The organism is Alkalibacillus almallahensis, from assembly GCF_011761495.1.
Taxonomy (GTDB): Bacteria; Bacillota; Bacilli; order Bacillales; family Alkalibacillaceae; genus Alkalibacillus; species Alkalibacillus almallahensis.
The window spans coordinates 1-21,577 of sequence record NZ_JAASRU010000023.1; the positions used below are offsets into that span (position 1 = coordinate 1).

A 21,577-nucleotide genomic window follows, 5' to 3' on the forward strand; every position below is an offset into this window, starting at 1 on the left:
AAGTCCGGTGGTTATGGCAGAGAGGTCACACCTGTTCCCATGCCGAACACAGCAGTTAAGCTCTCTAGCGCCGATGGTAGTTGGGGTTCTTCCCCCTGTGAGAGTAGGACGCCGCCGGGCAACTTATTTTTCTTATTAGTTGCAAATAAGGTTATGTTTGTTATAATAGCAATTAGCTTAATAATTCTATACTACATTCCAGCGTAGCTCAGAGGTAGAGCAATCGGCTGTTAACCGATTGGTCGCAGGTTCGAATCCTGCCGCTGGAGCCATTTTTTTGTTTTCTATGGGCTTCCATAGCTCAGCCGGTAGAGCACTTCCATGGTAAGGAAGGGGTCAGCGGTTCGAGTCCGCTTGGAAGCTCCAATCCAATATAAATATGTAAACTTATGAGAGCACTTAATCGGTGTTCTTTTTTTGTATTGGTTTCATTATAGTGGAAAAAAGTCAACCTATTAACTTGAATAGGTTGACTTTAATACTTTTAATTATTTTGAATTGAACCGAAGACTGGATAATGATCAGAGTAATCATTATATTCATAAGTTGTTCCCCAAGAAGACACAGACCATAATGGTGACTTAATATTTTTAGCTTCTACAGTTAACGAGTTCGGTTGTGCATGATTATTTGACGTGAATATATAATCTAAAAATTGTGAGTCTAATTCAGGATAATTATATTCAGCAATCGAATTACTTTCTGGGTCCCATGTGGCATCAAACCCTGTGTACATCGGTTCTTTTACATTTAATTGATTAATCATTGAATTGTATTCTTCAGAGCTTTTCTTGACGTTTAAGTCGCCACTAATAATCAGCATTTCTGATTCAGGAATGTTTTTAGATTCGATAAAGTCTTTTATTTCTTGCATTTGAGCCGTTCTTACTTCTTCTGGCTCACCCTCCGAACAATTAGAATCAGTTGATTGAAGATGTGTTCCAATCACATGATAAGGGTCTTCATTTTTTAGAATTTTTGTGTAAACAAATCCTTTATTACTTAAGCTTTCCGGTCCGCATGCATCATCAAAAACATGCTGTATCTTTTCTTCAATTGGCCACTTACTTAAGATTGATACACCACCACTTTCTGGTGTGATATAAGAGTAGCTACCACGTGTTTCATCCCAGTTGTTTGTCGTGCTACCTAATATGGGTGTTTGATAAGGGTACTGGTTACTTAATTGGTTTAATAATTGGTCTGAAGCATTATTATCAAATAATTCGTTGAGTACCACTACGTCTTGATTCTTCATAAAATCCGCTTCACTTATCAAATTAGCTCGTTGGTCTTGGCCCCAATTAGGCTCTAAGGTGCTAGACATTAAATAGACATTATATGCAACAATGTCTAGGTTCGTTTCATATGAATTCTGATTAGTTGTTTCTGCTGTGAGTAGAGTACTGTTTAAAAATAAGCTCATAGCTAAAATCAACATGGTCATTTTCAACAATTTCATGTTTATACCTCCTTATGGATGAAATGAGGATTTTCAGGGAAACTGATTGTAATGGAATCGTTACGCTTATACTCTCCCAAACCATGTGCATTAAAATCGTCAACAATTATCTCAGTATCATTGATTAATACGAAATAACGTGTGAAATTGCCGTTATATATAATTCGATTAACGATTCCTTCAAAGTTACCATTTGGGTCAATCTTAATTTTTTCAGGACGAATGACTGCTTTTAATTGTTGGTCATGATCTATGTTATTCGGATGCGCTATTCGGAATTGGAAAGAAGGGGTAACAAAATTGGATTGCTCATTTTCGATTGTGATTTTTCCTTCCAAAATATTAGCGTGACCGACAAAATTGGCAACAAATTCATTGCTGGGTTCATTATAGATATTATCTGGTCGATCGAGTTGTTGCGCGGTTCCATCTTTCAAAACGATGACACGATCTGAAATACTCAATGCTTCTTCCTGATCATGAGTGACGAAAATAATCGTTAAGTTTAATTCATCTTTTAACCGCCGAATTTCTTCCCGCATGATCATACGTAAGTTAGCGTCTAAATTAGATAAAGGTTCATCAAGCAGCAACACTTTAGGTTTAAGTACTAAACAACGGGCTATTGCTACTCGTTGTTGTTGCCCACCACTTAATTCACTAGGCTGTCTATTTTCATAGCCTTCTAATTGTACTTGCTTTAAAGCTTCTTTAATACGACTATCACGCTCTTGTTTTGGTACTTTTTCAATTTTAAGACCATACTCCACATTTTTATAAACAGACATATGTGGGAATAGGGCATAGTTTTGAAATACCATTCCTGTTGGACGGTTTTCAGGAGGTAAATGATCAATTGATTGATTATCAAGGGTGATCGAGCCTTTATCTTGATTATGGAAGCCACCAATCATTCTTAATAATGTTGTCTTACCACAACCACTAGGCCCGATAAATGAAATAAGTTCACCTTGTTCAATATCAATAGAGATGTCATTAACTGCTGTAACATCATCAAAAAACTTATAGAGGTGGCTTAATTGTAAAAACTGTTCTTGTCCGCTCAAGTTATTTCACTCCTTAATTAAACTGTGTTCTATATGCTGACCCCTGTTTTTTTCTCAATATACTTAAGTAGTCCCATACAAGATAAAACAATAACAATTAACACAAATGACATGGCGGAGGCCATACCAATTTGAGCTTGTTCAGCTAGATTTAATATGTGAACAGCTGCTAAGTTTGTTCCTGGTGCAATTAAAAAGATAACAGAACTAATCGATACCATCGCTGTCATAAATGTATAAACAAATCCTGCTATGAACGCTGGACTTAATAGAGGAACAACGACTTTACCAAATGTACGATATGGTCCTGCACCTAGGTCGTTCGATGCTTCTTCCATGGATGAATCAATTTGGTGCATTTTACTAATACTAGCTTCAAGACCAACACCAATTTTTCTGAATGTCATGTTAAGGACGATTAATAGTACGGTACCTGTTAAGAAAAAAGGAGAGCCGTTGAATATAAGTACATAACCAATACCCATAACTGTACCTGGGACTGCTAGACCAAACAAGGTTAAGAATTCTAATGCTTTTTTTCCTGGAATCGGTTTTCGCGCAAATAGATAACCTTGTAGCATTCCAATTGTGGCCGCTAAGATAGCCGCTAAGAACGATACGATTATACTGGTGTATAAGGAATCCCAGCCGTTTCGACTTTGGAAGTGCTCTAGTGTAAAGCTATTATCAATACCAATGATTTTCACAAATGCTCCAAGAACGACCATAATGAACATGAGTACGATAAAAGACACAAACAATGTGTTAATCGTCATAACAACCGATTTAACCCGCTTAGTCAGGGGTGCATTACTTGCGCCTGACTCGCCACTGATCGTCTCTAATCCTGAATCTTTCATGACATAAGTTTGGAATATAAATACGATTAAACTCGGTATAATAAGGAAAACGCCGAGAACAGCTGCTTGTTCTAAGTTTTGTTGTCCTACAACGAGTAGGTAAGCTTCAGCTGCAATAAATGTTTCGCCACCACCGATAATCAAGGGGTTTGAAAAATCAGCCAAAGCCATGACAAACACTAATAACCCAGCTTTCGTAATCCCGGATTGGGAGAGGGGTAGTGTGATCTTTCTTAATGTTTTGGACTGATTTGCACCAAGGTCTCTTGATGCGTTCTCTAAACTAGGGCTCATATTACGCATCGTACTCTCAACTAACATGTAGCCAATAGGGAAGTAACCCAGTATTTGTGCTAAGACGACGCCCCAGAATCCGTAAATACTAAATTCTAACCCAAAGGCATCATTGAGCAGAGAAGTGACGACACCATTACGCCCTAATAATATAATTAAAGACAATGAAAAGATAAAAGGTGGGGCAACTAGTGGTAATAAAGCGGCGCCACGATAGAACTTAGATAAAAAAGATGTTGATCGTGTAACATATAATGAGATACTTACACTTAATAAAACAACCACAATGGTTGAAATAATCGCGGCTCCTAAGCTATTTAACAATGAATTAAGGTAATAAGATCTTGCGAAGAATTCTTTGTAATACTCAAATGTAAATCCTCCTGATCCTATACCAAAACTTTTAAAGAAAACAGCGAACACAGGGATTACGATAAACAATAGAATTGCTGCAGCTAAGATCGTCGTTAGGATCGCAAACCAAGGTTCAGACAAAAATTGGCGAAATTCAGACACGAGTTTTTTACTCTTCGTGGTTCTAGTTGTTTCAGTAGTCAATTAGATCACCTCAGCTTTATTCAATAAATATGGAGAGGCCAGCGCATGGTGACGCTGGCCAATCTCTTCATTAGTTAGAAAATTTATTCTGCCATTCTTCCATGATACGATCACGATTATCCGCATCCCACTGCGCGTCATAATCAATGAAATTGTCGGAAACATTTGAGTCATCTGTAATGCCAGGCTTAGTTACCATAGAACGATACTCAGCAGATAATTCCATGAAGTCTTGTGAACCTAAGTAGTCCATGACTTCTTTTGCTTTTTCAGGTTGATCCGTGTTTTCGAAGATCCAAGCAACATCTAAACTGTAACCTACACCTTCTTCAGGCATGACACTTTTAATTGGATAGCCCTCATCAATGTAGTCAAGGACAGCTTGGTCCCAAGATACCCCAATAGCATACTCACCTTGAGCAACTAATTGGGCAGGTGCTGAACCAGATTTAGTATATTGCCCAACATTTTTATCTAATTGTTCAAAGTAATCCCAGCCTTCTTCTTCGCCCATTTGTTGCATAATTGTTGAAACGATTAAGAATGCTGTACCTGATGTGCCTGGATCCGGTAGTGCAATTTCACCTTCATATTGAGGGTCTAATAAATCCTCCCAAGATTGAGGGACGTCGAGTCCTTTGTCTTCGATAATCTCTTCATTGACAGCAATCATGTTATACCAGAAAGAAGTCCCATACCATTCGCCATCTTCTTGTTTAAACTTGTCAGGCACATCTTCCCATTGTTCTGATTCATATGGTAATAAATAGCCTTCTTCTTCAGCTTTCATACCGAATCCGTGAAGCATACCGATTTGCATATCAGCACCAATTTCTGGGGCTTCAGCTTCAATACGGCTCCAACCTTCACCACTTGATAAACGCAGCACGTCTAGTTGGACTCCAGTATTTTCTTCGATATTTTCTACCATTGCATCCATCTCTTCAGAATCATTGTGAGTATAAACTTGTAACGGTTCATCGCTTGAACCTGATTCCCCACAAGCTGTAATGATGACCATTGTTGTCATTAAAACCAATAACATGATGGTTTTCTTCATGTAAACTCTCTCCCTTTTTGATTAATTTATATAACACCCTCGATAATCTTGGATCACGAGGTTGGTATCGCGTAAATAGAAAGCGTTATCAATACTCTTTTGTGCAATTCCAATTCCGGCTTTTAACTTAGCGTTTTTAGCTAAAGTCATGTCTCCATTAGAATCACCAAATAAAATTGTTTGTTGTGGTGAGACTAATAAACGTTGACAAGCTGTTTGAGCCATTTCCGGAAATGGCTTGCCATTTGTTACAGAATCAAAGCCAATAACAGTATTGAAATAGTGATCAATACCGAGTAACTGTAAATGATATAAAGCATTTTGAGTGGAATCAGCTGTAACCACTGCCATTTTGATCTGTTGTTGATAGGCTTCATTGATAAATTCAATTAATCCATCAATGGGTTTAATATATTGTTTCCAATCAATAGTAGATTCAATGTTTTCTAGGCTTTTAGTGAGGTATGTAACAGCTTCATCCCATGGGATCCCAAGTTGGTATAAGTAATGAGTTAGTATGGTGGCTGACTCATCAGGGTTACCGATTGCTAACGGACCGACTGGATCCCAAGTTTGGTTTACTATATCAAGACCTATACGTTCACAAGCATGGTGGGGGTCATAATTAATAGTTTCAGGAATCTGAATGGCAATTTCTTTAGTTAATAAGTCGCCCCAAACACCCCATATAGAATAAAAATTAATGAGTGTGCCGTCTTTATCAAATAATATAGCTTCGGTATCAAAACGCTTTCCCTCTACGGTAATAATTGTGATGGTTGTCACCTCCTCATTTTTTGAAATAGTAAAACGTTAAATTTAAATTTAACAAAATTAATAAACTTAACGATGCTTAATAGATTAATAAGAACTGCGAATATTGTCAAATCAGTTATGAATTTTTTGTGAAGAAAAATGAACGTAACCTCAGTGATGAGCAGGGTTAGAAGATTTTAGAAAAAAATCGCTTTTTGAAAATAGTATTGTTGGGTTTGTGGATAAGAAAAGGTGTGGTAAGTACAATTCTGAAAGTTTAAAATTTCTTTTTCCCCTTTACAATGTTTTAGGTAGTCGCTATAATAATACTTGTCCTTTTCACGTAAAGACGTGAAACTAACACACGGCCCGTTGGTCAAGTGGTTAAGACACTGCCCTTTCACGGCAGTAACACGGGTTCGAATCCCGTACGGGTCATCATACATAGTTTTGCACAAAATGTGCTTCGGAGGATTAGCTCAGTTGGGAGAGCACTTGCCTTACAAGCAAGGGGTCGGTGGTTCGAGCCCGCCATCCTCCACCATCTTAATAAGCCGGCCTAGCTCAATCTGGCAGAGCAACTGACTTGTAATCAGTAGGTTGGGAGTTCGAGTCTCTCGGCCGGCACCATTGTTTGGAGGGGTAGCGAAGTTGGCCAAACGCGGCGGACTGTAAATCCGCTCTCTCCGAGTTCGGCGGTTCGAATCCGTCCCCCTCCACCACTTATTGGGCCATGGCCAAGCGGTAAGGCAACGGCTTTTGGTGCCGTCATGCGTAGGTTCGAATCCTACTGGCCCAGCCATTTAAATATGAGCCATTAGCTCAGCTGGCAGAGCATCTGACTTTTAATCAGAGGGTCGGTGGTTCGAATCCACCATGGCTCATTTTAATTACATATTATATTGGATATTAGGGGCCTTAGCTCAGCTGGGAGAGCGCCTGCTTTGCACGCAGGAGGTCAGCGGTTCGATCCCGCTAGGCTCCACCATATCTTTTAGCTAAAGTTGTTCTCTGTGGGGAGCAACTTTTTTATTTGGGTTAAATTGTTATAGATTGTGATGCAAGTTCATCAGTCATTGGTGAAGTTTAATAGTAGTTGGGATTGAGGGATCACCTAATGAATGTTGTATAGAGTTCTGTCTATTTTGAGAGCCAGTTAATAAGTAAAGTTTTAAAACCCTGTCATCATGCATATTTATTCAAGTTTTTGTCTCGTTGAACCATTTTGTTTTGGCTTATAAAATGAATGGAGGCAAAATCGAAGGAGGAAAACGATATGAACAGTAGAATAGGCATTTTAGGCGCACCAATAACCGTAGCACAACCAAAAGATGGTGTTGATTTGGGTCCTCAATCGATTCGTTATGCTGGTTTGGTTGATCGTTTAGCTGACTTAAATTTAACAATAAGTGATTATGGTGATGTACCAGTCACTAATGAGCGCAGTCATCATGTTGATCCAAAAACGAACTTAAGAAACTTACCGATTATCGCTAAAAACAATCAGTTAATTGCTGATTATGTATATGATGTGAAAAAGAAAGGTGACTTTCCACTTGTATTAGGTGGTGACCATAGTATTGCGATTGGTACGATAGCAGGGCTCCATCAATTTTATGATAATCTTGGCGTGATCTGGTTTGATGCTCATGTTGATTTAAATAGTGGTGACACATCACCGTCTGGAAATATCCACGGTATGTCTTTGGCCGCTAGTTTAGGAATTGGTCATGATGAGTTAACGGATATTCATGAGAAGCGGTCTAAAATAAAGCCAGAGAATACTGTGATTATTGGTGCGAGGTCAGTTGATCAAGGTGAGAGAGAATTAATCCGAGACTTAGGGATTAAAGTTTATACTATGCATGACCTCGAAAAATATGGAATAACGCAAGTCATGGAAGATGCTATTGAATACTTACATGAACGTGTAGATGGTATTCACTTAAGCTTAGATGTAGATGGGATTGACCCTACATATACGCCTGGAACGGGTACGCCAGTTAGTGGTGGGCCGACTTATCGTGAGACACATTTAGCCATGTCTATGTTACATGACGCACAATTATTAACCTCCATGGAAGTGGTTGAGGTAAATCCTCTACTTGATAAAGGAAATCAAACGGCAGAGATTGCAAGGGACATGATTGCAGCTTTCTTTGGGGAAAAGTATTGTTAAGGTTTTTCTGAAACTATACTTGTCATTTAGGATGACAAGTATAGTTTTTTTATTCATGAAATGACAAAACATGCAATTTGGTTATGTTCATCCGTTTCAGTTATAACAATTTATGATATAATAAAACCAATTGCAATTTGAGACATTATGTTATAAGGAAGTTTTGGATACATAAGTTGCGGAATGATTGGAATATAGCTTGTTTATGATTGGTTATATCTAGAGAGAAAATAGTGCGTGAAGGAAGTGTCAACATGTCGTGGGAAGAGCTCGATTTCCTACAAGTGTTACGGATTGTCGTCGATATAGCGCTTGTATGGTTTGTAATCTATAAATTATTCTCGGTAATTCGAGGCACAAAAGCGGTTCAGTTGCTAAAAGGGATTTTTGTTGTACTAGGGATTTGGTTCTTTAGTTCAATCTTAGAGCTAAAAACGGTACAATGGCTTGTTTACCAAGCTATTACTTGGGGCTTTTTAGCTGTGATTATTCTTTTCCAACCAGAGATTCGTCGTGCCTTAGAACAGCTTGGACGAGGAAGTTTCTTTGCGCGGAACTCGAATTCCGAGGAGAAGTCTGTTTATGAAGCCATCGATTCGATCGTAAAGTCTTGTAATTATATGAGTAAGCGACGAATCGGGGCGTTAATATCTATCGAACGTGAGACAGGCCTTAGTGAATATGTTGAAACAGGTATTAATGTAAATGGTCAATTATCAAGTGAGCTTCTGACGAATATTTTCATTCCTAATGCGCCTTTACACGATGGGGCTGTGGTTATTAGCCAAAATGAAATCGTTGCGGCCGCTTGTTATTTACCGTTAAGTGAAAGTCCATTTATATCGAAAGAGTTAGGTACTAGGCACCGAGCGGCAATGGGTGTCAGTGAGGTGACAGATGCGTTAACGATTATTGTGTCTGAAGAGACTGGTAATATTTCGGCGACTAAGAACGGTGAGTTATATCGCAAATTAGATGAGGACGGATTAAGGCAACTGTTGATGAAAGAGTTAAGTCCATCTGAACAAAATGGATCATCAAAGGCATTGAGTTGGAGGGCGAAACGAAATGGATAATTGGTTAAAAAGTCCTTGGGTTACGAGAATTGTTTCATTATTTCTAGCGATATTATTATACACAACCGTTGCCATTGATGATGCCAACACTTCTCGTTCTAACGATACTTTCTTGCCGTCAGGTTCGACTGTTACGCAAACGATGGAAGAAGTGCCACTTCAAGTGGATTTAGAACAAGATGATGAATACGTCGTAAGAGGCGTGCCAGATACAGTTGATGTGACCGTTGAAGGGCCACGAAGTGTAATTACACAAACTGTTCGTCAACAAAACTTTGATGTATTAGTGGACTTAAATAACTTAGGTGAAGGTGAACACCAGGTTGATGTTACCCATGAAGGGATTTCATCACAGTTATCGGTATTAGTTGATCCTAATCAGGTTAACGTGACAATAGAGAATCGAGCGACAGAAACATTCCCTGTTGAAGTTGATTTAGTTGGGGATAATTCATTAGATCCCAATGATGTCTTCGCAAGTGAACCACAATTGTCACCAGGTGAAGTCGAAATAACAGGTTCGACCACAGAAATCGATGAGGTCTCGATGGTTAAAGCGATTGTGAATTTGCCTGAGCTTGCTCAAAGTGGTGAAGTTAATGGAGCGCCTGTACGGGTTTATGATAGTGAAGGTAATGAGTTGAATGTGTATGTGGATCCTTCATCAGTGGATATAACAGCTGATGTCTCAGTCACTGATAAACGTTATCCGGTAACACATGAAACAACAGGTGAGCTTGATGAAGATCTCGTGTTGCAAGATATAAGTCTGAACCCATCTTCAGCAACGCTATATGGCAGTATTGATCGTTTAGACGAAATTAATCAGCTTGAGCCCGTGAATATCGATTTATCAGAAGTTAGTGAGTCAACGACAATGGAAGTTGACTTATCAGCACCATCTGATGTTAATCGAATTGAACCAGAAACGGTTGAAGCAGAAATAGAAGTAGAAGAAGCTGTGGAAGATACAATTGAGGATGTTGAACTCGAAGTTGAAAACTTAGCTGAAGACCGCGAGATTACATTTATTGAACCGAATGAAGAACCTATTATGGATGTTCAATTAACTGGAACAGAGGAAACCTTGTCAAACTTAAGCCGTGAAGATATTCGAGTTTGGATCGATGTTGAAGGTCAAGTTGAAGGTGAATTCTATGCGGATCTACAATTTGAAGGTCCAGATGGTGTGACATTGTCTTCAGATCAAGAACGTGTAAGAGTAAGAGTCGAATAAAATACGTAAAGATCTCGTTGATTGATGAAATAAAGGAGCGGAAAGAAATGGGAAAATATTTTGGTACTGACGGTGTTCGTGGCGTTGCCAATACAGAATTAACACCGGAATTAGCCTTTAAACTCGGTCGATGTGGTGCTTATCACCTAACGAAGAGTGCAACAGAGAAAGCGAAGTTACTCGTCGGACGTGATCCGCGAATTTCAAGCGAAATGTTAGAAAGTGCCTTGATTGCTGGTATTTTATCAGTTGGCGTCGATGTCATGCGACTTGGCGTGATTTCAACGCCAGGTGTCGCTTATTTAACGAAAGCATCAGGAGCGCATGCAGGTGTCATGATTTCAGCTTCACACAATCCAGTTGAAGATAATGGAATTAAATTCTTTAGTGAAAATGGCTTTAAATTAAATGATACACAAGAAAAAGAAATCGAAGCGATTTTAGATGCTGAAGACGATGAACTACCACGTCCAACAGGTGTTCATGTCGGGCAACCGATGAATTATTTTGAAGCAGGACAGAAGTATTTACAACATCTTAAACAGACAATTGATACTGACTTCGATGGTATGAAAATTGTGCTTGATTGTGCTCATGGTGCAACATCATCACATGCCAACCATTTATTCGCTGATTTAGAAGCCGATGTGATCACAATTGGTTCACAACCAGATGGGACGAATATTAATGACGGCTATGGATCAACCAGTCCAGAAAACTTACGTCAAGCTGTAATTGATGAAGAAGCGGATGTTGGCTTAGCTTTTGATGGCGATGGTGATCGTCTTATTGCTGTAGATGAAAAAGGCAATATCATTGATGGCGATAAAATCATGTATATTTGCGGCCAATTTTTAAAGAAAGCAGGTCGTTTAAAACAAGACACTGTTGTTACAACGATTATGAGTAATATTGGTTTATATCGTCAGTTTGATGAAATAGGAATCGATACAGTGAAAACGTCAGTTGGCGACCGTTATGTGATGGAAAAAATGCTTGAACGTGATTTTAATTTAGGTGGCGAGCAGTCAGGTCATATTATTTTCCTTGATTACAATACAACAGGCGATGGCATGTTAACGGCTCTGCAATTACTTAATGCGATGCGTGAAACAGACCGTTCATTGTCATCACTGGCTGATGAAATGGAAAAATTCCCACAGGTGATGCAGAATGTGCGCGTGATTAATAAGCAGGAAGTGCAAGTTAATCAAACTGTACAAGAAGCAATCGACCGTGTTGAATCTGAGCTTGGTGATAAAGGTCGTGTGCTTGTGAGACCTTCCGGAACTGAGCCAGTCGTCCGTGTCATGGTTGAAGCCCCTACCAAAGAAGAATGCGAAAAGTATGTTTCTGAAGTCGCGAAGGTAATTGATGAAACATATGGCTTAAAAGATGCATAAAATATCATAAGCATTAAGGAGTGACGCGTTCATTCCTTATGCCTATTTTATGCCATAAGGTGATAAAAAACGCCAAGATGATTGACCTTATAGCATATTATGAGTAAAATATTCATTGGTCGCTGTTGTCGACTCATGAGTCAAATGGAGAAAGGAGCTTAGCAGGGAAAAGATTTCAATTTAAAGCGCCAGGGCTATTTCTTTGACCGCTTAATAAGGAATAGTTGACGAGGTGGAGGTTCAATCGAGTGTTCGGCGGATGCCTCCCAGTTGTCGCATCTCAACTGACATGTATATCGTGAAAACATAGAGGCGACTCTATGCACAACCACGTTATACAAGATGCCCAAAACAAAACACGAGAAAGGGGCAAACGACTGCCCCTGACAAGAAGGATGCTGTTGTTTGCCTCTTTCATCTATAGGAGGATACACAGTATGTGCGGAATTGTAGGCTATATTGGCCAAGAAGATTCAAAGGAAATTTTATTAACGGGATTAGAAAAGTTAGAATATCGCGGGTATGATTCAGCAGGGATTGCAGTGCGTGATGAAGCGGATACGAACTTATTTAAGGTTAAAGGACGGATCACAAATTTACGCAATGAAGTGGATGAATCCGTTAAAGCGAATATCGGGATTGGCCATACACGTTGGGCAACCCATGGTGAGCCGAGTACGACAAACGCTCACCCTCACCAAAGCACGTCAGGTCGTTTCACGTTAGTTCATAATGGTGTGATCGAAAACTTTGAAGAACTAAAACGTGACTACTTAGCTGATGTGAACTTTGTGAGTGAAACAGATACTGAAATTATTGTTCAGTTAATCGAAAAGTTCGCGAATGAATTAGGTGACGCGCTTGAAGCATTCCGTAAAACGATCAGCTTATTACACGGTTCTTATGCGCTAGCTGTCTTAGACCGCGATCAACCAGAAGTTGTCTTCGTTGCGAAGAACAAAAGCCCACTACTTGTCGGCTTAGGCGATGACTTTAACGTCGTAGCAAGTGACTCCATGGCTATGCTACAAGTAACGGATCAATTTGTTGAGCTTATGGACGGTGAAGTTGTGCTTGTAAAACAAGACAATGTTGAAATCCAGAAGCTTGACGGGACAACAGTTGAACGCGATCCATTTACTGCTCAAATTGACGCAAGCGACATTGAAAAAGGGACGTACCCACATTTCATGTTAAAAGAAATTGATGAACAGCCTTTTGCAATGCGTAAAATCATTCAAGAATATCAAGATGATAACGATGATATTAAGCTAGAAGAAGACGTACGCCAAGCAATGGCAAATAGTGATCGTGTTTATATTATTGCAGCAGGTACGAGTTATCACGCTGGTTTAATCGGTAAAGAATTTTTAGAGAAGATTGCGCAAGTGCCAACTGAAGTGCATATTGCCAGTGAATTCTCTTACAATATGCCATTATTATCTGAAAAACCATTATTTGTGTTCATTTCACAAAGTGGTGAAACGGCTGACTTACGTTCAGTTTTAGTTGAAACAAATCGTTTAGGTCATCCCGCACTGACGATGACCAACGTACCAGGATCAACCCTTTCTCGTGAATCAGATTACACGTTACATTTACACGCAGGACCTGAAATTGCCGTCGCATCAACGAAAGCTTATACAGCACAGATGGCCGTTTTAGCGATCCTAGCCGTTGATACAGCACGTGCGAAAGGTCTAACGCTCGACTTCGATCCATTGAAAGAACTTGGCATTGTCGGTAATGCGATGGAAGCTCTTTGCGATCAGAAAGAAGAGTTTGACCAGATTGCACGGGACTATTTATCAACAACGCGCAACTGCTTCTTTATCGGACGTGGCTTAGATTACTTTGTCGGATTAGAAGGCGCATTAAAACTAAAAGAAATCTCTTATATTCAAGCAGAAGGTTTCGCAGGTGGCGAGCTCAAACACGGTACGATTGCTCTTATTGAAGACGGAACACCCGTCATTGCGCTTGCGACACAAGAACACGTCGACGGCTCAATCCGTTCCAACGTACAAGAAGTCGTGGCACGTGGCGCGAATGCATGCATCATTAGCCCAGAACACTTAACCCGTGAAGGCGATGCATTCTCCATTCCAACCGTGCATCCACTATTAGCACCACTTGTGTCTGTGCTACCAATGCAATTGATTTCGTATTACGCAGCCTTACACCGTGACTGTGACGTAGATAAACCACGTAACCTAGCAAAGAGCGTTACGGTTGAGTAGTAAGTGATCAATGGAGAGATAAATTGTCTCTTTAAAACTCAAACTTACCAGAATAGAGGCCTGTAGATAAGAGCAGGATCAAAGGAAGAGCTGATGTCGTTTTAACAGACGGTGTCAGCTCTTTTTTGTTCTCTCTCCCGGCTTCATCTCAATCACTTCATCCTATGTCGTGCCTGATCTCAAGCCTCATTCAACAAAGTCCTCAGTATCCTTTTCAATCTGTCCTCATCTCTTCTACTCCTGGTAACTTTGAGTTCCATTTCAGTCTACTTACTCGACAGATTTCGACACGAAAAATAGGCGGTTTTGTGGTGAGTTTGAGTTAAATCAAAAATTAGACGAAATAGGGTTGCATTTACTTATGGCAAAAGTTTAAGGGTGATTAGGGCGTGGTAAGTTTTAGTTTCGAAGGCACACAAGAAAAGTGTTATAATATTTTTCTAACAATGTCGAATCATTGATACTTTTTTCCTATTTATACCTATTTTGTTGTAAGTTAAGGTAAAATCTAGAAGTTAATATATAATGGAAGATTTAATAGATAGCGTATACAAACGACTTTAATTTGATAAGGTTTATGATTTAAAGATTTTAGAAAGATGTCACTTAAAATTTATGTTTGTTATTAGCGTTTCTTCACGCTAATTGCAATAAAACAATCTGAGAAATCTACTTCATGATACTATTTAGTTCAAAGGGGGACAGTTAGTCGCAAGCTAATATGCAATTGGTATAAGTCTATTACAGGAGGGAAAGTTTATGAAAGGTTTAGTGAAAAAACATTTCAGAATTATTTTGGCCGGGTTTTTGGTTCTTTCAATGCTTGCTACTTCAGGCATTGCTTTGGCAAGTGACGACAACCATGATTTTTCTTTCGATATTAGTTCTTACTATGACAATAGTTATTCAGACGAAAGGTATCGTCAAACAGATAGTACAAATAATGATTGGAAAGTGGATTTGTCTTATTCAAGTGAAGGTGCAGGAACTATAACAAACTTTTGGTTACACAAAGGTAGCGACCGCGTATCAGAATACTATAGTGTTAAGCAAGGTTCCGGTGCACATTACTACCCTGCTTATTCAACAGCGAATGAGTCTGACGTGAAATTGGGTGCAGAAAATAATAACTATTCTGCAAACACCTATTATGTAAGCGGTTATTGGGACGAAGAGACTTGGTAAAATTTTTGGAACAACAGTGATAATTTTAGGTTATCATTGTTGTTTCGTAATAATAGTATGAAGAAATACACATGAATTAGTGAGGCAGACGGAGCTTTCAAAAAATTTAAATCTATAATGTTAGTGAGTTGCTTTTAGGATAACTATAGAATTGGGTGAGAAGATGTTTCAAAGTCAAATTTATCGTTTATTACATAATAACCTTAGTCGGTTCATGTTCATACTGATCTTGATTATACCTTGTGTAGAAGTCTTTCAGTTGTTACTTATGAAATTTCAAACAGGAACGGACTTTCATCCAGCATTTGCTTTTTTTCTTGCTGGTTCTAGTAGGGGTCATTTAGCACAAATCCTATTGTTGTGGTTCTTACCTCTATTTTTCTTACTATTAGGTTCTGATGATGTCATTCAAGATTATAGGACAGGATATAGAGACATCCTTATTAGTAAAGTGGGGAGAAAAAAGTATTGTTTGCAAAAATACATTGTTTCTTTCTCTGTCTCGTTCATTACAATGTTTTTTTCACTTCTTGTAAATTTCCTTTTAGTGTCTGTCTTTTTTGCGAATGGTACATATACCAAAGGGTTAAGTCAAATAGAACTGCCTAATAACTCATTGTTTACTATGAGTGTAGCACATCCTTATTTGGCCGATTTATCTTTTGCTTTAATAGCTTGTATATTCGCAGGGTTTGCAGGGTTAATCGGCGCAAGCGTTAGTTTATTCTTTCTTGACAAAAAATATGCATACACTGCTGCATTTTTTATTTGGTTCTTACTCGTTTTAAAAGAAAATTCACTTATGTTTCTTTTTCAGCCCTTTGCAGAGTACGGATTTAATGTGCTAATCCCTATTTTGTTATTAGCGTTAGCAGTTTTTACGATTGTGCCTTTCATCATCTTCATCTATGAGGTGAGATACAATGAAAGTTAAAAGATTAATAGTAATCGTTAGTATGTTTGCTTTTTTTGTCATCGTCTGGTTCTTACAGGGCAAGCGTTATTTGAGTCTACCTACTCCTGAGGCTTTATATTGGTTAAATGCTTCGGCATTTGGTTACAATTCCATAAGGGCATTTTGTTTGTTTTATTCAATTCCATTTATAATTTTTATAAATCATTTTTTCTTGTCGGAGGACACGTTTACAATTATTCGATGGTTTAAAAGAGAGGTGTTATATAGAAGAATTGTAATAAAAACTGCCATCTCATCTATTATTTTTTCAATTATTCATATGTTAGTTAATGTAGTGCTAACTTTTACGTTTCTAGATTGGGAATTAATATTAGAAGCACAATTTGTTTTGATCAGTTTTTTTAGTATGATTGGGTTATTTTTATTCTTTTTTTGGGTTGGTATTCTGTACAGATTATTTTATGATCTGACTAACTTTAAGGGCTCTTCTATGTTGTTCACTTGTTTATTTATAGGTGTTTTATATTTTATTGGGAAGTTAAATGTTCTTGGTGGGGCTTGGTATCCAACAAAGGATTTAGTAATATTTCAAATGTTATTAGAAAATAAATGGGAAACAATTGATTTGATACTCGTATATACTAGGCAAATTGTTATAGTGATCATATTCTATCTTATTGCCTCGTCGATATTTTTGAGAAAGGACTTTGCTTAACGTGTTACAAAATCCCAATAACAAGATTTTTATCTTTGTGTTTATGATAATACTCCTTCAGGTTTCACTTATGTCGACGTTTGATGCTGTGAATTCTGTTTTCCCATTTTTATATGGGGTCCCTATAGTGCATTCATATCAGTTAGAAACAAAGTTCTTGCTTTACTGGTATTTACCTATTGCCGCATTCAGCTTTTATTTTACTGGTTATATCAAGAACGCGTTGATGACGTATGGAAAAGCTGTGATTATTAGAAATTATAGTAAGTCTAAATGGATACTTAAACGGTTTATCGGTATGATATATGCGTTATGTTTGTTTGTCTTGTTTCAGATTAGTATTTTTTACTTATTTTTATCAGGAAAGCATTCTCTTCCAGACGGTGAAGAAACAGTTAAACTGATAAGCATTTATTATTTGACACTCGTTGTCATTTTCAGTATTCAGCTGTTACTTGAATTATATGTATCGCCACAAATCTCTCAGCTTATAATTAATATATATATTGTTCTTTCAGTTTTATTAACAAAACAATTATATTTAACGGGGTCATCAGAAACTATTTATTACTTTTTTATAACTAATTATGGTATGGGCTTTAAAACAGGCATAAGTAGTATTCCTCAGTATCAAACTATAATTATAGATTATTGGGTTGGCATCTTTGTACTTCTGATTTTTGGATTGATTATTCTTAGTTTCTCCATGAGAAGACTGAAAAATATAGATATATTTTAAAAGTGAGGGCTATGTATGATAAAAATGTTAGATGTAAGTAAAAAAATTAAAAAGACATATGTTTTAAAGGAGATTTCGTATACATTTGATCAAGGAAATATTTACGGAATTTTTGGAAAAAACGGTTCAGGGAAGACAATGTTGTTACGTTCTATAGCTGGATTGGTAGTACCTACTGAAGGTCAGGTTGATATAAATGGTAGGTTATTACATAAGGATATTTCTTTTCCACCCAATGTTGGAGTTATTATTGAGAACATGGAATTACTCCCACAATATGATGCTTTCACTAATCTCTATATATTATCTAAAATCAAGAAAATTGCTACAAAAGATGACATTGAGGAAACAATTCGAAAAGTTGGACTTGATCCGAACTCGAAACTAAAGGTGAAAGACTATTCTTTGGGAATGAAGCAAAGACTAAATATTGCACAGGCGCTTTTTGAAAAGCCTGATATTCTTTTGCTAGATGAACCTACAAATGCTATTGATGAATCTGGAGTAAACTTGGTTTATGATCTTCTTTTAGAAGAAAAGAAAAGAGGTGCCACTGTGCTAATTGCTAGTCACCATAAAGAAGATATTTCTTTATTATGTGATGACACGTTAAAAATGGCTGATGGAATGTTGACAAATGAATAAATTTAAAGTGACTATTTTTATTTTGCTTGCAGTTATCTTTGTAGTTTTTATTGGACTTCCTTATGCCACAAATTTTATTGGCAAGAACGAATCGGTTTCGCCAGATAATGCAGAAAAGCAAACACTTCAAAAAGGGGAATATATTGTAGGTGAAGATATTAAGCCAGGTGTATATGATTTTAAGGTTTTAAAAGGAGATATCACCTATAATTCTGTCCAGTTATCTCTAGGCGATAAAGTGTTGGCTCAAAAGCTAACTGAACAGGAGCATATTGTTGTTGAGGGAAGAGGCAGTGTTGAGCTATCCCCGGCAAAATTTGATCCGTTAACATTAAAAAATGATGATCAATATATCATTGACCATTCAGGGAATTATAAAATAGGAACTCAAATCCCAGAGGGTGAATATACACTAAGTTACACTGTAAAAGGTGAAAAACAAAATGAAAAGCCTTTTATTCAGGTATTGCCTGAAATCAGGGGAGATGTTTTAGAATCATTTCAATTTGAAAAAAAGGAAAACTATAATATTACTTTAAAATCTAATTATATTTTAGAAGTCCATAAATCACTATTTGAAGAATACGATAATGTTTTAATTAAACTATCTCCTCAATAATATTTCACTGTGAAAAATTAATGAAGTTGTAGACCCTTCTCTCTTGGATGGTTAGGGGGGGCACTTTGTAGTAAAAAACAACTTTTTTATCACAAATATCATCTTAACTTTATTAAAATAGGTCGGAAACAAAGAACATTATTTTCAATTAACAATATATTATCTTTCCTAAACACAGTTTAATAAAATTGTTTAGGAGGTTAAAGGCAAGTTAGAGGATCACTGATAGGACTGATGTCGTAGTAAAAGACGATATCAGTTCATTTTTGATTTAGCTGCTTTAAGATCATGCTATAGATAAAAGACTGCATTAGTTACACTTATATAGACAGATTTGGTAAGGTGATATAAACTTGTTTCAAATACAATGCCGAGGAGACTAACAATGACGCTAAATCATCATATTTTATCTATGTATTGCATCCGCTGCGAAAGAGAATTTGAAGTCGACGATTACTTTGAAGGTTGTCCGAATTGTCTAATAGAAGGAAAGCCAGCGAGTTTATCTTTTCGTTATGATTTGAGTGTCATAAAAGGAGTTAGTGATTTAACTCGCTATTTACTGCCTTATTATGATTCCATGTATTTAGGTGAAGCGAATACACCGCATATTCATTTAAAATCACTTTCGAAGGAATTGGAAGTTGAATTATGGGTGAAAAATGAAGGACAAAACCCTACAGGATCTCATAAAGATCGTATGAGTGCCTATATCTTAAAACGGGCGCTGGAACAAAGATATTCAACAGTTGGAGTGGCATCAAGTGGAAATGCTGGTGTTTCTATTGCTACATATGCAGCTTTTGCTGGTTTAGATTGTCACGTATTAACGACAGAGCAGATGAACCCCATTTGGAGACAAGCAATAGAAAAGACTGGTGCATTATTAACAATAAAGGAAACAACAATGGACCGGTGGAAACACCTTAAAGAAATGGTGGATGAATGGTTTCCAGCTACCAACTTTTTAAACACACCTGTTGGAAGTAATCCATTTGGTGTGCAAGGTCTTAAAGCAATTGCGTTTGAAATAATTGAAGAATTTGATTATCTCCCTCAGCATGTTATTCTACCAACTTCTCGTGGAGACATTTTGTGGGGCGTTTGGGAAGGATTTAAGCAAGCTCAAGAAGCTAGAATCATTATCGATATCCCCAAACTCCATGTTGTTGAACCCTTTTCGAGATTAGAGCGCGCGATAAATGAAGGAAATTACACGACATCCTTTCATGGAAATAGTGAGTGTACACCTTCTGTTGGAGGAACAACAGTTACATATCAAAGCGTTAAGGCTATAAAGGAATCCAGTGGTCATGTTCATGTTATTCCACCTGAGAAAGCTGAATTCTATCAAAACAAGCTGTCCAACCATGGCATTTATGCAGAACGTTCTTCATCCTTGGTATTGGGTGCATTATCACAAGCGAAGAAGAATAATACGATTTTAAAAGGAGATAGTGTTTGTTTACTTATAACTTCTAACGGCTATAAAGAGTTGTTGATCTAGAGTAAAGCTAACTCTCTTTCGATTTCAGTCTATCGCAGTAGCTTGTTGTTAAATTACTTTGAGATAGAAAGTTTAAATGATGCGAAAAAGGTTGTGCGGTTATTAAAAGATTATAAAGCAATACTTTTCGATTTAGATGATACCTTAATCAGTAGGGAAGTAGCAGTGAATCATATATTTTCAATGATTTTAGATAAGTGTTATAAGGATGTTAAACATTCAGTAAAAAACGATATGTTGCAAACATTCAAAGAATATGACAAAAGAAAATATGGCCTTAGTGATAAAGTACAAGTTGTAGAATCTTTTTTTGATGAGTTCCCACCTCAATATAGAATAATGAGCAGCAACATCCAGGATTTTTGGGATACAAATTTTCCTAGATGCTTTTCTGTAGATCAAAATACGGTAGATATAGTTAATACCTTAAAGATGCAATACAAAGTTGCTATTATTACAAACGGAACTGTTAAAAGACAAAAAGCTAAACTAATAAAGACTAATTTATATAATTATTTTGATACCGTACTTATCTCAGATGAAGTGGGGTTTCGAAAACCTGACAAACGAATATTTGATTTAGCATTAAACCGACTTAATGTGCGACCAGATGAAACATTATTCGTTGGAGATGACTTAGAAAAGGATATTGCTGGTTGTCAAAATGCCAATATGAAAGGCATATGGTTCAATCCTCATACGAACAAGAATGATACTGAAATAACACCATTTGCCGAGGTGAATTCTTTTGATAGATTGTTAAGCTTAAAGTATGGGATCGATTACTTCAAGAAACAAAATGGGAAATAGGTTGAATAGTATTAAACTGGTGATAATGGATATATAATAACTGACTTAAGTCTAGAGAGGATTGAACTTGAGTTTCAAAGGATCAGTAAAAGTGTATTAATAAGGGAAATAGGAAGAGCTGATGTCGTTCTAACAAACGTTGTCAGCTCTTTTTTGGCTCTAAAATATTTGTTGGGGTAGATACACAATTTAGCGTGAAGGTTTGATGGTGGCCGTTGGCATCATGTGATCCGCTTACGGTGGATGCTT

18 protein-coding genes, 9 tRNA genes and 1 rRNA gene are annotated in these 21,577 nt (G+C 37.4%); 23 read left to right on the top strand and 5 right to left on the bottom strand.

The features are described 5' to 3' along the window. Nucleotides 1–3 precede the first annotated feature (3 nt). From rrf to FHR85_RS13775, 3 genes are all read left to right on the top strand, one after another. A 5S ribosomal RNA gene (rrf, locus tag FHR85_RS13765) occupies nucleotides 4–120 on the top strand. Nucleotides 121–197: 77 nt separating this feature from the next. Continuing rightward, nucleotides 198–272 (top strand) — tRNA-Asn (locus tag FHR85_RS13770). A gap of 18 nt (nucleotides 273–290) precedes the next feature. Continuing rightward, nucleotides 291–366, top strand: a tRNA-Thr gene (locus FHR85_RS13775). Nucleotides 367–484: 118 nt separating this feature from the next. Here the strand turns inward: FHR85_RS13775 and sph are convergent. From sph to FHR85_RS13800, 5 genes are all read right to left on the bottom strand, one after another. Continuing rightward, on the bottom strand, nucleotides 485–1,462 hold the full coding sequence (gene sph / locus FHR85_RS13780) for a sphingomyelin phosphodiesterase (protein WP_208379716.1): 978 nt from the start codon (nucleotides 1,460–1,462) through the stop codon (nucleotides 485–487). 2 nt (nucleotides 1,463–1,464) lie between these two features. Next, nucleotides 1,465–2,529, bottom strand: a complete 1,065-nt coding sequence (locus FHR85_RS13785) for an ABC transporter ATP-binding protein (RefSeq protein WP_167264265.1) — start codon at nucleotides 2,527–2,529, stop codon at nucleotides 1,465–1,467. A 29-nt stretch (nucleotides 2,530–2,558) separates the two neighbouring features. After that, a complete protein-coding gene (locus tag FHR85_RS13790) occupies nucleotides 2,559–4,241 on the bottom strand; it encodes an ABC transporter permease (protein ID WP_167264267.1) in 1,683 nt (560 codons plus the stop codon). 70 nt (nucleotides 4,242–4,311) lie between these two features. Further along, nucleotides 4,312–5,301, bottom strand: a complete 990-nt coding sequence (locus FHR85_RS13795; protein WP_167264269.1) for an ABC transporter substrate-binding protein — start codon at nucleotides 5,299–5,301, stop codon at nucleotides 4,312–4,314. Nucleotides 5,302–5,322: 21 nt separating this feature from the next. Further along, nucleotides 5,323–6,087, bottom strand: coding sequence for an HAD-IA family hydrolase (locus tag FHR85_RS13800; RefSeq protein WP_167264271.1), 765 nt, complete (start codon nucleotides 6,085–6,087; stop codon nucleotides 5,323–5,325). Nucleotides 6,088–6,423: 336 nt separating this feature from the next. On the opposite strand from FHR85_RS13800, the gene FHR85_RS13805 reads away from it, so the two are divergent. The 20 genes from FHR85_RS13805 (at nucleotide 6,424) to FHR85_RS13900 (ending at nucleotide 21,328) form a co-directional block, all read left to right on the top strand. Then, a tRNA-Glu gene (locus FHR85_RS13805) sits at nucleotides 6,424–6,495 on the top strand. 30 nt (nucleotides 6,496–6,525) lie between these two features. After that, a tRNA-Val gene (locus tag FHR85_RS13810) sits at nucleotides 6,526–6,601 on the top strand. 9 nt (nucleotides 6,602–6,610) lie between these two features. Beyond that, nucleotides 6,611–6,687 (top strand) — tRNA-Thr (locus FHR85_RS13815). 6 nt (nucleotides 6,688–6,693) lie between these two features. Continuing rightward, nucleotides 6,694–6,779, top strand: a tRNA-Tyr gene (locus FHR85_RS13820). Between the two features lie 5 nt (nucleotides 6,780–6,784). Then, nucleotides 6,785–6,859 (top strand) — tRNA-Gln (locus tag FHR85_RS13825). A 9-nt stretch (nucleotides 6,860–6,868) separates the two neighbouring features. After that, nucleotides 6,869–6,941: transfer RNA gene (locus FHR85_RS13830), tRNA-Lys, on the top strand. Nucleotides 6,942–6,969: 28 nt separating this feature from the next. Further along, nucleotides 6,970–7,045: transfer RNA gene (locus FHR85_RS13835), tRNA-Ala, on the top strand. A 288-nt stretch (nucleotides 7,046–7,333) separates the two neighbouring features. Continuing rightward, the gene (gene rocF, locus FHR85_RS13840) at nucleotides 7,334–8,236 is read left to right on the top strand and encodes an arginase (RefSeq protein WP_167264273.1); all 903 of its coding nucleotides are present in this window, start codon (nucleotides 7,334–7,336) and stop codon (nucleotides 8,234–8,236) included. 254 nt (nucleotides 8,237–8,490) lie between these two features. Then, nucleotides 8,491–9,312 carry a diadenylate cyclase CdaA gene (gene cdaA, locus FHR85_RS13845; protein ID WP_167264275.1) on the top strand — a complete coding sequence of 274 codons (822 nt, stop codon included), beginning with the start codon at nucleotides 8,491–8,493 and terminating at the stop codon, nucleotides 9,310–9,312. Continuing rightward, nucleotides 9,305–10,549, top strand: coding sequence for a CdaR family protein (locus FHR85_RS13850; protein ID WP_167264277.1), 1,245 nt, complete (start codon nucleotides 9,305–9,307; stop codon nucleotides 10,547–10,549). The genes cdaA and FHR85_RS13850 overlap by 8 nt, the downstream gene beginning before the upstream one ends. A gap of 47 nt (nucleotides 10,550–10,596) precedes the next feature. After that, complete coding sequence (glmM, locus tag FHR85_RS13855; RefSeq protein ID WP_167264279.1) at nucleotides 10,597–11,952, top strand: phosphoglucosamine mutase; 1,356 nt, start codon at nucleotides 10,597–10,599, stop codon at nucleotides 11,950–11,952. 437 nt (nucleotides 11,953–12,389) lie between these two features. Further along, nucleotides 12,390–14,192, top strand: a complete 1,803-nt coding sequence (gene glmS, locus FHR85_RS13860) for a glutamine--fructose-6-phosphate transaminase (isomerizing) (protein ID WP_167264281.1) — start codon at nucleotides 12,390–12,392, stop codon at nucleotides 14,190–14,192. Nucleotides 14,193–14,951: 759 nt separating this feature from the next. Further along, on the top strand, nucleotides 14,952–15,377 hold the full coding sequence (locus FHR85_RS13865; RefSeq protein ID WP_167264283.1) for a DUF2712 domain-containing protein: 426 nt from the start codon (nucleotides 14,952–14,954) through the stop codon (nucleotides 15,375–15,377). Nucleotides 15,378–15,540: 163 nt separating this feature from the next. Then, nucleotides 15,541–16,311 (top strand): DUF2705 family protein, encoded by a 771-nt coding sequence (locus FHR85_RS13870; RefSeq protein WP_167264298.1) that lies wholly within the window; start codon nucleotides 15,541–15,543, stop codon nucleotides 16,309–16,311. Continuing rightward, a complete protein-coding gene (locus FHR85_RS13875; RefSeq protein WP_167264285.1) occupies nucleotides 16,301–17,008 on the top strand; it encodes a WxPxxD family membrane protein in 708 nt (235 codons plus the stop codon). Before FHR85_RS13870 ends, FHR85_RS13875 begins: the two co-directional genes overlap by 11 nt. A gap of 43 nt (nucleotides 17,009–17,051) precedes the next feature. Then, complete coding sequence (locus FHR85_RS13880) at nucleotides 17,052–17,747, top strand: DUF2705 family protein (protein ID WP_279588367.1); 696 nt, start codon at nucleotides 17,052–17,054, stop codon at nucleotides 17,745–17,747. A gap of 15 nt (nucleotides 17,748–17,762) precedes the next feature. Further along, nucleotides 17,763–18,392, top strand: a complete 630-nt coding sequence (locus tag FHR85_RS13885; protein ID WP_167264289.1) for an ATP-binding cassette domain-containing protein — start codon at nucleotides 17,763–17,765, stop codon at nucleotides 18,390–18,392. Then, entirely contained in the window at nucleotides 18,385–19,011 is a 627-nt protein-coding gene (locus tag FHR85_RS13890) for a hypothetical protein (RefSeq protein ID WP_167264291.1), read from the top strand. The genes FHR85_RS13885 and FHR85_RS13890 overlap by 8 nt, the downstream gene beginning before the upstream one ends. Nucleotides 19,012–19,396: 385 nt before the next feature. Continuing rightward, nucleotides 19,397–20,518: a threonine synthase gene (locus FHR85_RS13895; RefSeq protein ID WP_167264293.1), complete on the top strand. Its 1,122-nt coding sequence runs from the start codon at nucleotides 19,397–19,399 to the stop codon at nucleotides 20,516–20,518. Between the two features lie 120 nt (nucleotides 20,519–20,638). Continuing rightward, nucleotides 20,639–21,328, top strand: coding sequence for an HAD-IA family hydrolase (locus FHR85_RS13900; RefSeq protein ID WP_167264300.1), 690 nt, complete (start codon nucleotides 20,639–20,641; stop codon nucleotides 21,326–21,328). Nucleotides 21,329–21,577 lie beyond the last annotated feature (249 nt).

Bases quoted from the DNA above. Each gene is read 5' to 3' on its own strand.
- sph (WP_208379716.1), bottom strand. From the start codon at position 1,462: ATGAAATTGTTGAAAATGACCATGTTGATTTTAGCTATGAGCTTATTT.
- FHR85_RS13795 (WP_167264269.1), bottom strand. From the start codon at position 5,301: ATGAAGAAAACCATCATGTTATTGGTTTTAATGACAACAATGGTCATC.
- rocF (WP_167264273.1), top strand. From the start codon at position 7,334: ATGAACAGTAGAATAGGCATTTTAGGCGCACCAATAACCGTAGCACAA.
- cdaA (WP_167264275.1), top strand. From the start codon at position 8,491: ATGTCGTGGGAAGAGCTCGATTTCCTACAAGTGTTACGGATTGTCGTC.
- FHR85_RS13850 (WP_167264277.1), top strand. From the start codon at position 9,305: ATGGATAATTGGTTAAAAAGTCCTTGGGTTACGAGAATTGTTTCATTA.
- glmM (WP_167264279.1), top strand. From the start codon at position 10,597: ATGGGAAAATATTTTGGTACTGACGGTGTTCGTGGCGTTGCCAATACA.
- glmS (WP_167264281.1), top strand. From the start codon at position 12,390: ATGTGCGGAATTGTAGGCTATATTGGCCAAGAAGATTCAAAGGAAATT.
- FHR85_RS13865 (WP_167264283.1), top strand. From the start codon at position 14,952: ATGAAAGGTTTAGTGAAAAAACATTTCAGAATTATTTTGGCCGGGTTT.
- FHR85_RS13870 (WP_167264298.1), top strand. From the start codon at position 15,541: ATGTTTCAAAGTCAAATTTATCGTTTATTACATAATAACCTTAGTCGG.
- FHR85_RS13875 (WP_167264285.1), top strand. From the start codon at position 16,301: ATGAAAGTTAAAAGATTAATAGTAATCGTTAGTATGTTTGCTTTTTTT.
- FHR85_RS13880 (WP_279588367.1), top strand. From the start codon at position 17,052: ATGATAATACTCCTTCAGGTTTCACTTATGTCGACGTTTGATGCTGTG.
- FHR85_RS13885 (WP_167264289.1), top strand. From the start codon at position 17,763: ATGATAAAAATGTTAGATGTAAGTAAAAAAATTAAAAAGACATATGTT.
- FHR85_RS13890 (WP_167264291.1), top strand. From the start codon at position 18,385: ATGAATAAATTTAAAGTGACTATTTTTATTTTGCTTGCAGTTATCTTT.
- FHR85_RS13895 (WP_167264293.1), top strand. From the start codon at position 19,397: ATGACGCTAAATCATCATATTTTATCTATGTATTGCATCCGCTGCGAA.